General features: G+C 71.6%; 11 protein-coding genes. 4 read left to right on the top strand and 7 right to left on the bottom strand.

The window, feature by feature from the left end; all coding sequences use genetic code 11:
- Positions 1-17: 17 nt before the first annotated feature.
- Positions 18-194, top strand: coding sequence for a hypothetical protein (locus CV755_RS26725; protein ID WP_241561404.1), 177 nt, complete (start codon positions 18-20; stop codon positions 192-194).
- A gap of 109 nt (positions 195-303) precedes the next feature.
- Here CV755_RS26725 and CV755_RS26720 read toward each other — a convergent pair whose 3' ends face one another.
- The 3 genes from CV755_RS26720 to CV755_RS26710 all read right to left on the bottom strand — a co-directional run bounded on the left by CV755_RS26720 (position 304) and on the right by CV755_RS26710 (position 3,062).
- Complete coding sequence (locus CV755_RS26720) at positions 304-843, bottom strand: DoxX family protein (protein ID WP_109282815.1); 540 nt, start codon at positions 841-843, stop codon at positions 304-306.
- A 264-nt stretch (positions 844-1,107) separates the two neighbouring features.
- Positions 1,108-1,938 (bottom strand): class II aldolase/adducin family protein, encoded by an 831-nt coding sequence (locus CV755_RS26715; protein ID WP_109282814.1) that lies wholly within the window; start codon positions 1,936-1,938, stop codon positions 1,108-1,110.
- 266 nt (positions 1,939-2,204) lie between these two features.
- Complete coding sequence (locus CV755_RS26710; protein WP_109282813.1) at positions 2,205-3,062, bottom strand: alpha/beta fold hydrolase; 858 nt, start codon at positions 3,060-3,062, stop codon at positions 2,205-2,207.
- 168 nt (positions 3,063-3,230) lie between these two features.
- Here CV755_RS26710 and CV755_RS26705 point away from each other — a divergent pair, with 168 nt between their 5' ends.
- Positions 3,231-3,770: a cupin domain-containing protein gene (locus CV755_RS26705; RefSeq protein WP_109282812.1), complete on the top strand. Its 540-nt coding sequence runs from the start codon at positions 3,231-3,233 to the stop codon at positions 3,768-3,770.
- Between the two features lie 86 nt (positions 3,771-3,856).
- On the opposite strand, the gene guaA is transcribed toward CV755_RS26705, so the two are convergent.
- Positions 3,857-5,455 (bottom strand): glutamine-hydrolyzing GMP synthase, encoded by a 1,599-nt coding sequence (gene guaA, locus CV755_RS26700; protein ID WP_109282811.1) that lies wholly within the window; start codon positions 5,453-5,455, stop codon positions 3,857-3,859.
- A 343-nt stretch (positions 5,456-5,798) separates the two neighbouring features.
- On the opposite strand from guaA, the gene CV755_RS26695 reads away from it, so the two are divergent.
- Together CV755_RS26695 and CV755_RS26685 are read left to right on the top strand one after the other, a co-directional pair.
- Positions 5,799-6,134 carry a chorismate mutase gene (locus CV755_RS26695; RefSeq protein WP_109282810.1) on the top strand — a complete coding sequence of 112 codons (336 nt, stop codon included), beginning with the start codon at positions 5,799-5,801 and terminating at the stop codon, positions 6,132-6,134.
- Positions 6,135-6,822: 688 nt separating this feature from the next.
- Positions 6,823-7,830, top strand: coding sequence for an LAETG motif-containing sortase-dependent surface protein (locus CV755_RS26685; protein WP_153068755.1), 1,008 nt, complete (start codon positions 6,823-6,825; stop codon positions 7,828-7,830).
- A gap of 99 nt (positions 7,831-7,929) precedes the next feature.
- Here CV755_RS26685 and CV755_RS26680 read toward each other — a convergent pair whose 3' ends face one another.
- The 3 genes from CV755_RS26680 to CV755_RS26670 all read right to left on the bottom strand — a co-directional run bounded on the left by CV755_RS26680 (position 7,930) and on the right by CV755_RS26670 (position 13,052).
- Positions 7,930-9,750 (bottom strand): GMC family oxidoreductase, encoded by a 1,821-nt coding sequence (locus CV755_RS26680; RefSeq protein WP_193553510.1) that lies wholly within the window; start codon positions 9,748-9,750, stop codon positions 7,930-7,932.
- A gap of 33 nt (positions 9,751-9,783) precedes the next feature.
- Positions 9,784-11,397 (bottom strand): succinic semialdehyde dehydrogenase, encoded by a 1,614-nt coding sequence (locus CV755_RS26675; protein ID WP_109282807.1) that lies wholly within the window; start codon positions 11,395-11,397, stop codon positions 9,784-9,786.
- Between the two features lie 74 nt (positions 11,398-11,471).
- Positions 11,472-13,052, bottom strand: coding sequence for a serine/threonine-protein kinase (locus CV755_RS26670; protein ID WP_109282806.1), 1,581 nt, complete (start codon positions 13,050-13,052; stop codon positions 11,472-11,474).
- Between the last annotated feature and the right edge of the window lie 181 nt (positions 13,053-13,233).

The following is a 13,233-nucleotide window of genomic DNA, read 5'->3' as shown; positions in this document are numbered from 1 at the left end:
TTTTGTTGGGTGGCTTCGTGGCGTATCTCGCGGCGGCCCGCGGGTGGTGGCACTTCCCCTCCTATCTGATCCTGCCCTTGCTGGGTGTCGGCTTCTGTGTGGCGGGCCTGGTCTCCTCGCTCACCTATGCCGTGCGGCGGCACCGGGCGCGTGATGCGGAGCCGGCTGAGGGCGAACAGGCGCGCCTGCGCTGACTGCTCGAGCGCTTCCTTCGCCCCTGGCTGCCGGGGGGTGGAGAGTTGCTGTGGGGAATGTTGCTGGCCGGCTGGTCGGGTGGTTCCCCGCGCCGCTGGAGGACGTGCGCTAGGTGAACAGGGTCCTGCGGCGGCCGAGCCCTTGGCGGGGCCCTTGCCGTATGGCGTCGAGCGAGAGCAAGGGGGCACCCGCGATGATCAGGGGCAGCCAAGCCATTAGATAGGCAAGGTCGTTGCCGTAGTAGTACGGGGTGGCGGACCAGCTCATGGTCAGCCAGAGGCTGAGCGAGATCAACGCCCCGCCGAGGGCCGCGACTCGGGCGAACAAGCCCAGCAAGGTGCCCAGTCCTACGGCCAGTTCGCCCAGGGCTATGGCGTAACCGAAACCCACCGGGCTCTTCAGGGCCAGGTCCACCAGGCCGGGGATGGCGGCGGTGTCCCGTACCCCATGCATCAACTCGCCGATGGAACCTGGTCCGCCGGCCGCCAGGAAGGCGGAGTCGGTCAGCTTGTCCAGGCCCGCGTAGACAAAGGTCACCCCGAGGAAGGCCCGCAGCGGGAGCAGTGCGTAGGCAGAGAGGTCGGCCCGGCGGCCGGGGCCGCTCGTTCCCAGGTCCCCGCGTGCGTTCCCGCGCCTCAGGAATGCCATGCAGCCCACCGCCCTTCGTCACCCGCTTCCGGCCCTTCGTCGTTCTTCGACCATACGGAAAGGCGGGCTCTGGCGTTGAGCCCTGTGGATGGCGGCGGGTTTGTGGAAAACGCCGTCACTCATCCGGTGCAGGACCCGGGGTGGGGGCGCGGGATGCCGATGGAGTGCGATTCCATGGCCATTCGGCCCCCTTGGCGGCTTCGACCCCCGCCGGTGGGCGGGGGTCAGCCCGCGTATCGCGCGGGCGGCGCGGGGCCGGGCGGCTCAGTCGAGCAGTTCCGGCTCGCTGCGGATGATCTGCTGGTACAGCGGCTGGTAGTTGATCCACGCCGCCAGGTCATTGCCCAGCTGGTCATGGGTGTGCTTGGCGTTGGCGGGACTGATCCGCACCGGCTTTCCGGCTGCCTTGGCAGCCAGTTGCACCTGGCAGGAGCGTTCCATGGTGATAAACCACCAGGCAGCCGCGTCCACCGAGTCGCCCACGGTCAGCAGACCATGGTTGCGCAGGATCACAGCCTTGTGCGGGCCGAGGGCGGTGGCGATTCGGCGGCCTTCTTCCTCGTCCACCACCACACCCGTGTAGTCGTCGAAGAGGGCATGGTCCTCGTAGAAGGCGCAGACGTCCTGGGTGATCGGCTCCAGCAGTTCCCCCAGCGTGGACAGCGCCCGGCCGTAGGTGGAGTGGCTGTGCGCGGCGGCCACCACCTCCGGCCGGGCCCGGTGTATCTGCGAATGGATCGCGAACGCAGCCTGGTTGACATGGTGGCGGCCCTCGACGACCTGGCCCTGGTGGTTCACCAGTATCAGATCGCTGACCGTGATGTGTTTGAAGGACATCCCAAAGGGGTTGACCCAGAAGTGGTCGGTGAACTCCGGGTCCCGGGCGGTGATATGGCCCGCGACCCCCTCTTCAAAGCCGAACCGGCCGAAGAGCCGCAGGGCGGCCGCCAGTCGCTGTTTACGGTAAGTCCGTTCATCCGCGACGGACTTGTGCTCCGGGGGCAGCGCAAACCGGAGCTTTTCGGTGGGGATGGGGGCGGGGGGCTTGGGTGCTTCCTGCGCCTGCGCTTGTGCCTGCGCTTGCTGCTCGGGCATCGGCGGCTCTCCTCCGGGTGGTCCGTGCGTGCGGAGTACGTGCGGATTGCGCACGAGTTACGTACGGACCGGAAGCTACCGCTGGGTATGTGCCAAGGCCAGGGCCGGGCACCGCCATTCGCCCGGCACTCGCCCTAGAACGGCCGACGCTTATTGACCGCCGTGAGATCGATGTCGATAGGGAAGGGCACGCTCAGCTTGAGGCGATTGTGGTAAATCCCCGTCGAACGACCGACACCCCCAGCCATTGACGGCCCACATCCCGCTCACCCGCAGATCGCCGCAGTCAGCGCCCCCACGCACTCCCGGCTGATCGCATGTCCCATCCCTGGCACCCGCACCACTCGCGCCCCCGCGATCACCTGCCCCAGGTGACGGGCGTGGGCCGGGCGCCAGACCGGGTCGGCGGGGGCCTCCACGACCGTTACCGGCACGGTGTTGCATGCCAGGGCCTCGGTACGTACCAGGCCGGACTGGTCGGCCAGGGCATGGGCGGTGGACGGCCGGTGGTGGCCGGTGTGCCGGATGATGCGGCGCTCCAGGGCGCGGAACTCCTCGGCATGGAAGGGCAGTTGGTCACCGTTGAGCAGTCGCCAGTGCTCCACCCGCCGCTCCAGCTCCGCCTCCGGGCCGTGGTCCGCCATGGGGCGGGCCCAGAACTCCAGCAGCCGGGCGTCCGGCCCCGGAAGCTCCGCCGCCGGAATCCTGGTCCCGTCCGGCTCCACCAGCGGGGCCTCGCTGAGCGCGCAGGTGCCGAACAGTGTGGCCCGGGTGACCCGCTCCGGACGGTCGGCCAGCAGCAACTGGACCAGCACCCCGCCCATGGACATCCCGACCAGATGGGCGCACCGGACGCCATGGGCGTCCAGCACCGCCAGGGCATCGTCGGCCAGCTCGGCCAGGCGGTATGGGCGCTGTTCATACGCCCAGGTGGAGCGGCCGGTGTCCCGGTGGTCGTAGCGGATCACGAAGTACCGGTCGGCCAGGGCGTCCACCAGCGCCTCCGGCCAGGTGAGACCGGAGGCTCCGGCGCCCATGACCAGCAGGAGGGCGGGGCGGGACGGGTCGCCACGCGATTCGGTCCACAGCCGGATGCCGGAGTCCAGCTCGATCACACGCTCCATGGCGGAACACCTCCGAGACAGTTTGGGGTGACGAGACGTCTCGTCTCGTTGCTCCACGGTAGGGCAGCGCCCTCGCGGGGCGCAACAGGCTTTCCGCATGGGCCGGATTGACCTCAAAAAGCAGCCGGAAAATGCACCATGAGGCGGGTCTCTCGGACCCGTAGGTTCATGGGTGTCAGCCACCGGCACCCAGCTCCAAGGAGCCCCGTGAACGTGAACACCACCGCCCACCACCCCGTCCTGGTGCGGGCCGCCGAAGCCGAGGTTCTGCAGGATGGGGCCACCAGCCTGATCACCTTGCTCGCGGACGCGGACGCCACCGGCGGGGCTCTCACCGCCAACCGGGCCACGCTCAAAAAGGGTTCGCCGGGCGCGCCCGCGCACTTCCACACCCAGGCCACCGAGATGTTCCTGGTGCTCGGCGGGAAGGTGCGGTTCCTGGTGCGGGACGAGGTGCTCACCCTGGGCCCGGGCGACTTCCTGACCGTCCCGCCGACCGTGCCGCACGCCTTCGCCCCGGCACCCGGCGAGGAGGGTGAGCTGCTGGTGGTCTTCACTCCGGGGCTGCACCGGTTCGACTACTACCGGCTGCTGGAGCGGGTGTACCGGGGCGAGGCGAGCGTCCAGGAGATCAGGGAGAGCTCGGAGCGCTTTGACAACCACTATGTGGACAGCCCGGTCTGGCGGCGGGCGCTGGAGGAGCGCTGAAACGACGACCGCGCCGCCCCCGTCCGGAGGGACGGAAGACGGCGCGGCCGGAATCGGTCAAACGCGGTCAGGAGCGACCCAGAGGGTTACTCCCACTCGATCGTCGCCGGGGGCTTGCTGGTCACATCCAGCACCACCCGGTTGACGTCGCGCACCTCATTGGTGATGCGGGTGGAGATCCGGGCCAGGACCTCATACGGCAGCCGCGACCAGTCGGCGGTCATGGCGTCCTCGGAGGAGACCGGGCGCAGCACCACCGGGTGGCCGTAGGTACGGCCGTCGCCCTGGACGCCGACCGAGCGGACGTCGGCCAGCAGCACCACGGGGCACTGCCAGATCTCGCGGTCCAGGCCGGCGGCGGTCAGTTCCTCGCGGGCGATGGCGTCGGCCTCGCGCAGCAGGTCCAGCCGCTCGCGGGTGACCTCGCCGACGATGCGGATGCCCAGGCCGGGGCCGGGGAAGGGCTGGCGGTGGACGATCTCCTCGGGCAGGCCCAGCTCCTGGCCGACCATCCGGACCTCGTCCTTGAACAGCTGGCGCAGCGGCTCGACCAGCTTGAACTCCAGGTCCTCCGGCAGGCCGCCCACATTGTGGTGGGACTTGATGTTGGCGGTGCCGGTGCCGCCGCCGGATTCGACGACGTCCGGGTAGAGGGTGCCCTGGACCAGGAACTCGACGGGCTCGCCGGTCTCGTCGCCCTCGGCGATGATCTCGGCCTGGGCCTGCTCGAAGACCCGGATGAACTCCCGGCCGATGATCTTCCGCTTCTCCTCGGGGTCGCTGACCCCGGCGAGCGCCACCAGGAACTGCTCCTGGGCGTCCACCACCTTCAGCTGAACGCCGGTGGCGGCCACGAAGTCCTTCTCGACCTGCTCGGTCTCGCCCTTGCGCATCAGGCCGTGATCGACATAGACGCAGGTCAGCTGGGAACCGATGGCCTTCTGCACCAGTGCCGCGGCGACCGCGGAGTCCACGCCGCCGGACAGGCCGCAGATGGCGCGCTTGGTGCCGACCTGGGCGCGGATCGCCTCGATCTGGTCCTCGATGACATTGCCGGTGGTCCAGGTGGGCTCGATGCCCGCGCCCCGGTAGAGGAAGTGCTCCAGCACCAGCTGACCGTGGGTGGAGTGCATCACCTCGGGGTGGTACTGGACGCCGTAGAGCTTCTTCTCGTCGTTCTCGAAGGCGGCCACCGGCACCATGTCGGTGGAGGCGGTGACGGTGAAGCCCTCGGGGGCGGCGGAGCAGGCGTCGCCGTGCGACATCCACACCGACTGCTCGTCCGGGGTGCCCTCGAAGAGGGTGGAGCCGGGCTTGCTGACATGCAGCTGGGTACGGCCGTACTCGCGGGCACCGGTGTTGTCCACGGTGCCGCCGAGGGCGGTGGCCATCAGCTGGAAGCCGTAGCACATGCCGAAGACCGGGACCCCGGCCTCGAAGATGGCGCGGTCCAGGCGCGGGGCGCCTTCCTCATAGACCGAGGAGGGACCGCCGGAGAGGATGATCGCCTTGGGCTTCTTGGCGAGCATCTCGGCCACCGGCATGGTGGACGGAACGATCTCGCTGTAGACCCGCGCCTCACGGACGCGACGGGCGATGAGCTGGGCGTACTGCGCACCGAAGTCGACAACGAGCACCGGCTCCGCGGTGTGGTCGTGGGCGGCGGCTGGAGTCGCTGATGACACTTCGGCGGCCTTCCGGCGGATCGGGGATGGGGGTCTCTATTTGTCGATTCTACCGGCGCGCGGGGGTTTGCTTTTGTCTCACCATCCGAATCCGGGGCCCCGGGGAGCGTCCCGGATTGGTGCCCCAGCCACCCATGGGGCCATACTGAGCCCCATGCGTCAGCACACGACCTTCGTCTTTACCTATGGCACCGGCCCGTCCGGCTGCCATGGTCGTGCTGCTTGAACCTCTGACAAGCGACTTCGACACAGCGCCCCGGGCCGGCCCAAGGCCCGGGGCGCTGTGTCGTTCTCCACGAGGGCCGAGGGCCGTTCCCGGGGACCGAAACCCCAGGAGACACGGATGCACACGGAAATCCACACGGGAACCCCCACGGCAACGCCTGCCGGGCTGCCCTCCGGAGCGGTCAAGGACACCGGCGCCCGTACCGCCGAGGCGGCCGGCATGATCAGGGACGCCCGGGAGCGGATCGACGAGCTGGACGGCCGCATCATCGGGCTGATCCAGGAGCGGATGGCCGTCTCCTCGGCGATCCAGCGCGAGCGCATCGGTTCCGGCGGGCGGCGGATCAGCTTCTCCCGGGAGATGGAGGTGCTCAACCACTACAGCGAGCAGCTGGGCCGCAGTGGTACCGCGCTGGCGATGACCCTGCTGGAGCTGTGCCGGGGGCGGGTCTGAGGGGTCCGGATAGGGGGTAACCGGGCGCCCGGCCCATCACTCCTACGGTGCGTGACCGGCTTGGGACGGCCTTCGTTGGACGGGTTGCCGCACCAGCCAGGAGCGGCTCTCCCCCCGAACCCGGCGTCGCCGGGGCATGGGGAAATCCCAGAGTTCCACGCGTGGCCTCCGCCCCTGTTCAGCTGGGCGCCCGATATCGACGGGGCGGAACCACCGGAGTGTGAGACGCGCCCCAAGGGCGTGTCGTGGGACCTCGCTCCGGTGACGGTGGCCGGTCGGCAGGGGACAGCAGCCCGGTCGCCACCCAAGGGGCGGTCGGTTCCGGGGACGCCTGGAACCGACCGTATCCGCCCGAACGGTTGCGCCCGGCCAGGTCCATACCCCACGATGCAAAGGGAACACCAAGTCCCTTTCACAGCACCGCCATTGGTCCGACCACTTCCCCAGCCGGCGGCGCTCCCCCCGGCGCCGCTCCGCGGCACCGAACCGCCCTGAACCTCGGTGCCGGCACTCAAGGGCCCCGTGGCCGTCCGCACGCCCCCGCGTAGACGGCCCGGGGCCCTTCGCTTTCCCCGGCCCACAGGTGGGTGAGATCAATCACACCCGGGGTCGGTGCGGGCCCGTACAACCCTTCGCCCGGGCGACTGGTCATGTACGTGCTAACCGCACCATCCCGGGAGAGGGCTCCATGAAGCTTCGCCGTGCTCTGGTGGCGGTGGCCGCCACTGCCGCCGCCGGCCCCGCCGTGCTGCTGACCGCGCCGTCCGCGCTCGCGGCGGGGCCGCCGTCGGTGACCACGGCGCCGAGCGCCATGGCCACCACGGGTCCGGAGGCGGCGGCTCCCGGGGACCCCAAGTCGCCTGATGCGACGGCCACTCGGACGGCTACGGCGCCGACCAGTGCGTCCACGTCCCAGGACACGTCCCAGTCCACCTCCACGGCTTCCTCCACCGTCACCGCACCGGCGCCGCCCCCGACGACCAGCAGCACGGCCTCGTCCAGTCCGGCGGCCACTCCGGGCAGCTGCGCGGTGGGCTCCCCGCTGGCCCGGACCGAACTGCACGGGCTGCCGGGGCAGTTGGTGGCGGGCTCCGGCTGGCATGAGTTCACCTACCGGGTGAGCAACACCTCCACCGCCCAACTGCCGTCGGTGGCCGCCTATGTGGAGGTCTTCTCCTACCGGGGTGCCACCGAGACCAGCGGGCATCTGCGGTTGCAGTGGTACGACCCCAAGGCCCGCCGGTGGCAGGACATCCGCTACCGCGCCGGTTACTTCGCCGAGGTACGCGAGCTGCGGCCCGGGGGTCATGCCGACGCCCGGCTGCGGCTGGCGGTGGATGCCAAGGCGCCCGCCGGGTCGGGGGCGGCCTTCCAGATCGGCTACTACCGCACCGCGGAGCATGGGTGCGGGTACTCGCCGGGGGCGTCCTACCCGTTCGAGGTGCTGGCCGCGGGCAGTGAGCGGGGGGACGCGAAGCCGGCCGCGAAGCCCGCTGTGAGGCCGGCGCACGAGGTCAACAGGACCGCGCCGCAGGGGGAGTTGGCGAAGCTGCCCGCCAATGGGGAGCTGGCGCATACCGGGTCGTCCTCGGCGATGCCGGTGCTGGGGGCGCTTAGTGGGGCGGCGGTGCTTGTTGGGGCTGGAGCGGTGGTGTTTTCGCGGCGGCGGCGCACGGCGGAGGGCGGGCACCGCTAGGCTCCGTCGCGCTCCGGGTACGGGCCCGCACCCGGCCGGTCGCGCCCACACAGCGGCGGCACGACGGAGCCGCCGCCCCGCGCCCCCGAAGCGCCGCCCCTACGGGGCATCCCTTCGGGGCACCTCCGGTACCGGCAGGAGAGGCAACCGGAGGGCGGCGAAGGCGGTTTCGGGGACCGCGGGGTGGCGTGGGGGTACCGCGGCCAGCGGCCGGTAGTCCTCGCCCTGGGGCGGGCGGGGGTCGGGGTCGCCCTTGTTGGGCCAGAGGGCCATCGCCCGTTCCGCCTGGGCGGTGATGGTCAGCGAGGGGTTGACGCCCAGATTGGCGGAGACCGCCGCCCCGTCCACCACCGAGATCCCCGGATGGCCGTAGAGCCGGTGGTAGGGGTCGATCACCCCGCTGTCCCGGTCCGCGCCGATCGGGCAGCCGCCCAGGAAGTGGGCGGTGAGCGGGGTGCCGGTCAGTTCGCCGACATTGCTGCCCGCGAAACCGTTGATCTCCTTGGCCAGTTGGCCGGCCGCCTCGGCCGCCTCCGGGATCTGGTCGGGGTTGGGGGCGCCATGGCCCTGCCGGGCGGTGAGCAGCCCCTTGCCCGGCCCCTTCCGGCGCCGGTAGGTGGTCAGCGAGTTGTCCAGGGACTGCATCACCAGGACGATGATGGTGCGTTCGGACCAGCGGCGGTTGGACAGCGAGCGGAGCAGCAGCAGCGGGTGGCGTACGCAGCGTCCGGCGAAGGCCGCCGCCCGGCGGCCCGGGGTGCCCACCGGCACCTGGAGGACGGACAGCAGGCCCATGGCGTTGGACCCCTTGCCGTAACGCACCGGCTCGATATGGGTGTCGGGGTTGGGGTGCACCGAGGAGGTGATGGCCACGCCCCGGGTGAAGTCGGCCTTCCGCTCGCCATGGGCCCGGCGGTAGCGGCGGTCGTCGGTCTGGGCGCCGCACAGCGCCTCGGAGTTGGTACGGGTCAGTTCGCCCAGCCGGGCGGAGAGGCGGGGCAGCGTACCGGTGTCCCGCATGGTGTGCAGCAGGGTCTGGGTGCCATAGGTGCCGGCCGCGATCACCACCTGTCCGGCGCGCAGCACCTTCGGCCGGGCCCGCCGCCGGTCGGTGGGCACGGTGGCCACCCGGTGGCCGCCGTCGGGGTGTTCGCCGACCGCGATGACCGTGGTCATCGGGTGGATCACCGCCCCGGCCCGTTCGGCGAGGTGGAGGTAGTTCTCGGTGAGGGTGTTCTTGGCGCCGTGCCGGCAGCCGGTCATGCACTCCCCGCACTCGGTGCAGGCGCGGCGGGCGGGCCCCGCGCCGCCGAAGTAGGGGTCGGCCGCCGCCTCGCCGGGCCGGGCCCGTACGGTGCCGTCGGCGTCCTGCCCGTCCCCGAAGAAGACGCCCACCGGCGCGGTGTGGAAGGTGTGCCCGATGCCCATCCGCTCGGCGGCCGCCTTGAGATGGACATCGGAGGGGGTGGTGTGGGGGTTGGCCCGGACGCCCAGCATCCGCCGGGCCTGTGCGTAGTACGGGGCCAACTCGCGCTGCCAGTCGGTGATTCCGGCCCACTGGGGATCCTCGAAGAAGGCCGCAGGCGGGACATAGAGAGTGTTTGCGTAGTTGAGCGAGCCGCCGCCCACGCCCGCCCCGGCCAGCACCATCACCTTGCCCAGCAGATGGACGCGCTGGATGCCGTAGAGGCCGAGCCTCGGCGCCCAGAGGTAGTTGCGCAGGTCCCAGGAGTTCCTGGGCAGGGTCTCGGGGGTGAAGCGGCGGCCCGCCTCCAGCACCCCCACCCGGTAGCCCTTCTCGGTCAGCCGCAGGGCGGCCACCGCGCCGCCGAAACCGGAACCGACCACGATCACGTCGTAGTCATGGTCCGGGTCATGGTCCGGCTGATCGTCCGCCTGCTCTTCCGGCTGATCGCCCACCAGCTCGTCCACCCGCTCCACGCCGTGCCCTCCTCACCGTAGCCGCAGGGTCTTCAGCGCCCGCAGCCCGCCGGTGAGCAGCTTGGCGTACGCCTGGTCGTCCAGGCCGAAGGCCGGGCCCAGCGGCAGCACCCGCTGCTCGGCGACGGTCTGCGCCTCGGTGAACTTGAGGATGCCCTCGGACCCATGGCGGCGGCCCAGGCCGGAGTCGCCCATGCCGCCCATGGGCGCCCCGACGCTGCCATAGGCCGCCGCATAGCCCTCGTTGACATTGACGGTGCCGGTGCGCAGCCGGGCCGCCACCGCCCGGCCGCGGCGTGCGTCACGGGTCCAGACGCTGGAGTTGAGGCCGTAGGGGGTGGCATTGGCGCGCTCCACGGCCTCGTCCTCGTCGTCGAAACGGTAGACGGACACCACCGGGCCGAAGGTCTCCTCGGCGTAGACGGCCATCTCCGGTCCGACTCCGTCCAGCACGGTCGGCTCATAGAACAGCGGCCCGATGTCCGGTCGGGGGCGGCCGCCGGTGAGGACCGTGGCGCCCTTGGCCACCGCGTCCTCCACATGCCGTACCACGGCGTCGAGTTGGCGTTCCGAGGCCAGTGAGCCCATGTCGGCGCCATAGGCCAGCGAGACGCCCAGCCGCATCGCCCTGGTACGGGCGGTGAACCGCTCCAGGAACCGTCCGGCGACGGCGGAGTGGACGAACAGCCGCTCCACCGAGATGCACAGCTGCCCGGCCGAGGAGAAGCAGGCGCGCACCGCACCGGCCGCCGCCTTGTCCACATCGGCGTCGTCCAGCACCAACATGGCGTTCTTGCCGCCGAGTTCGAGGGAGCAGCCCACCAGCCGGGCGGCGGCGCCCTGGGCCACCTCGCGGCCGGTGCGGGTGGAGCCGGTGAAGGTGACATAGTCGGCGTGGGCGACCACGGCCGGCCCCACCACCGGTCCCTCGCCCAGCACCACCTGCCAGAGATCTGCCGGGAGCCCTGCCTCCACCAGGAGTTCGCGGGCCCACAGCGCGCTGAGGGCGGTCTCCGTGTCCGGCTTCATCACCACCGCGTTGCCGGCCGCGAAGGCGGGCAGGGCATCGCCCACCGAGAGTTCCAGCGGGTAGTTCCAGGGGGCGATCTGTCCCACCACGCCGCGCGGCAGGCGCAGTTCGGTGACCCTGGTGAGCAGCGGGAGGACGCCGGTGTGGCGGCGCGACCGCAAGTAGGCCGGGGCGGCCAGGCCGTAGTGGCGGGCGGCCATCGCCACCGCCTGTACCTCCTCATGGGCGTGCAGCCGGGTCTTTCCGGTCTCCAGCTGGATCAGGTCCAGCACCTCGGACTGGCGCCGCAGCAGCAGGTCGTGGAAGCGGAGGAGAACCGCGGCCCGGGTACGTACCGGCACCGCGGCCCAGCGGTGCTGCGCCGCACGGGCGCGGGTGAAGGCCCCGGCCACCTCCTCCGGGGTGGACTCCGGCAGTTCGGCCAGGACCTTGCCGGTGAAGGGCGCATGGCTCACGGTGCTGCCGGAGCCGGTCACGGCGCGGGTCAGCCGCGCCAGTAGCTCGGGGGTGACCACATCGGCCGCCGTACGTCCGGCCGGAGGGGCCACCGGGTTGCCGCCGCCGGTGGGGTGGTGCCGCGTGTGCGCTGCAGTCATGAGGGCGAGCGTAAGTGTGCTCCCCCGGTTTTGGGTACCCGCCGGTAGCTTCTTGGCCGGCGGGCCTTTGCCCTTCACCGGCCCGAGGACGGCCGGATTCTGGCGAAGGTGTCCAGCGCGGTCCGGAAGTAGCGCTGTGCCTCGGCCGACTTGGCCTCGGGGCCGGAGACCCAGATGTCATACATCTTGTCCGCCTCGTTCCAGCTGAGGTCGTAGGTGTGCCGGGGGCCCTCGGACTTCTCGAAGCCGTCCCAGGTGAACTCCCAGGTGGCCGCGTCACCGCCGCGGTGCCGGCTCCGGGCCACCTTGCCGTCGCGGTAGCCGGGGTAGCGGTCCGGCGCCTGGGTGGCGGAGTTGCGCATGGCACCGGCCGGGCCGCCCTCCTGCGGGTCCTGGATGAGGATGCCGATCCGGAACTCCTTGCCGGGCGAGTAGTAGAAGACCCGGGGCGGTTCAAAGGAGCGGGTGCAGCCGTCGGGCACGGCCAGCGCGAACCCGGCCGGGTCCTGGACGGCGTGGAAGCCGGGCGGGGCGTTCACCGTGGCGGTGGCCGGGGCCTGCGGCGGGGACTGGCTCGCGGATACGGTCGCCCCAGCCGAACTCCCGTTCCTCGGCGCGGACTTGGCGTCCGCGCCGCCGCCCTCCCGCTCCAGCAGGGTGACGGCCACCGCCGCCCCCGCGCCGGCCAGGACGATCAGGGCCAGCCCGGCCAGCAGCGCGGTACGGGCCCGGGAGGGACGTTTGCCGGGCGGTGGGGGCGGCGTCGCGGTTGCGGCCGGTGGTACGGGCGTGGGCACACTGCGCTGGGTCGGGGTGTAGTGCACCGAGGCGGCGGGCGTACGGCCGGTCTCCAGATAGCCGTTCAGCAGCCGCTCGGCCTCGTCGGCGCCCATCCGGCGGGCCGGGTCCCGCTCCAGCAGGCCGCGTACCACCGGCAGCAGCGGACCGGCCGAGTCCGGCGGGCGGATCTCGTCATAGACCACCGCGTGCAGGATGCCGCCCAGGGAGTCGCGGTGGAACGGGGACTCCCCGCTGAGCGCGGCGCACAGCAGCACACCCAGCGACCACAGGTCGGACTCCGGCCCGGCCTGGCCGCCGGACATCCGCTCCGGCGCGGTGTACTCCGGCGACCCGACAAAGGCCCCGGTGCCGGTGAGTGTGGTGGCGCCCGGAACCCGGGCAATGCCGAAGTCGGTGAGCACCACCCGGCCGGTGCCGGATTCGATCAGGACATTGGCGGGCTTGATGTCCCGGTGCAGTACGCCCCGGGCGTGCGCGGCGCGCAGCGCGCCCAGCAGAGCCACCCCGATACGGGCCGCCTCCCGGGGGCCGACCGGGCCCCGGGCCGCCAGCAGGTCGGAGAGCGAACGGCCGTCGATCAGCTCCATGACGATCCAGGGGCGGCCGTCCTGCTCCACGATGTCATGCAGCACCATCACATTGGGGTGCTTGACCAGGGCCACGGTACGGGCCTCGCGGAGGGTGAGGTCCCGGTCCTCGGTGTGGAGTTCCTTCACCGCCACCTCGCGGCCGAGGAGTTCATCGGTGGCCTGCCAGACGGTGCCCATGCCGCCCCGTCCGATGCGGCGGCCGAGCCGGTAGCGTCCGGCGACCGGGCCGTCCTGTGCGCCGCCCTCCGCGGCGAAGCTCCCCATGCGCCCATCTTGCCGCACGGGCGCCCCACCAGGGGCGCCCGTCCCCCGCCGGGTACGCCCCCTCCAGGGGCGCGGGGAACTGCACGAGCAACCACCCACGGCCCGCGGCCGACCGGCAAGGGCTGTCGGCAAACGCCGTCCCGTCGCCGGGGCGCGCCCCTCCAGGGGCGCGGGGAACTGC

The sequence above is a fragment of the Streptomyces orinoci genome, from assembly GCF_003121295.1.
GTDB lineage: Bacteria > Actinomycetota > Actinomycetes > Streptomycetales > Streptomycetaceae > Streptomyces > Streptomyces orinoci.
Note: the sequence above shows the minus strand (reverse complement) of the source record. Positions and strands in the feature narration are given on the sequence as shown.

Excerpts from the sequence above, each read along its gene's own strand:
- CV755_RS26720 (WP_109282815.1), bottom strand. The coding sequence starts at position 843 with ATGGCATTCCTGAGGCGCGGGAACGCACGCGGGGACCTGGGAACGAGC.
- CV755_RS26715 (WP_109282814.1), bottom strand. The coding sequence starts at position 1,938 with ATGCCCGAGCAGCAAGCGCAGGCACAAGCGCAGGCGCAGGAAGCACCC.
- CV755_RS26710 (WP_109282813.1), bottom strand. The coding sequence starts at position 3,062 with ATGGAGCGTGTGATCGAGCTGGACTCCGGCATCCGGCTGTGGACCGAA.
- CV755_RS26705 (WP_109282812.1), top strand. The coding sequence starts at position 3,231 with ATGGGTGTCAGCCACCGGCACCCAGCTCCAAGGAGCCCCGTGAACGTG.
- CV755_RS26695 (WP_109282810.1), top strand. The coding sequence starts at position 5,799 with ATGCACACGGAAATCCACACGGGAACCCCCACGGCAACGCCTGCCGGG.
- CV755_RS26685 (WP_153068755.1), top strand. The coding sequence starts at position 6,823 with ATGAAGCTTCGCCGTGCTCTGGTGGCGGTGGCCGCCACTGCCGCCGCC.
- CV755_RS26675 (WP_109282807.1), bottom strand. The coding sequence starts at position 11,397 with ATGACTGCAGCGCACACGCGGCACCACCCCACCGGCGGCGGCAACCCG.
- CV755_RS26670 (WP_109282806.1), bottom strand. The coding sequence starts at position 13,052 with ATGGGGAGCTTCGCCGCGGAGGGCGGCGCACAGGACGGCCCGGTCGCC.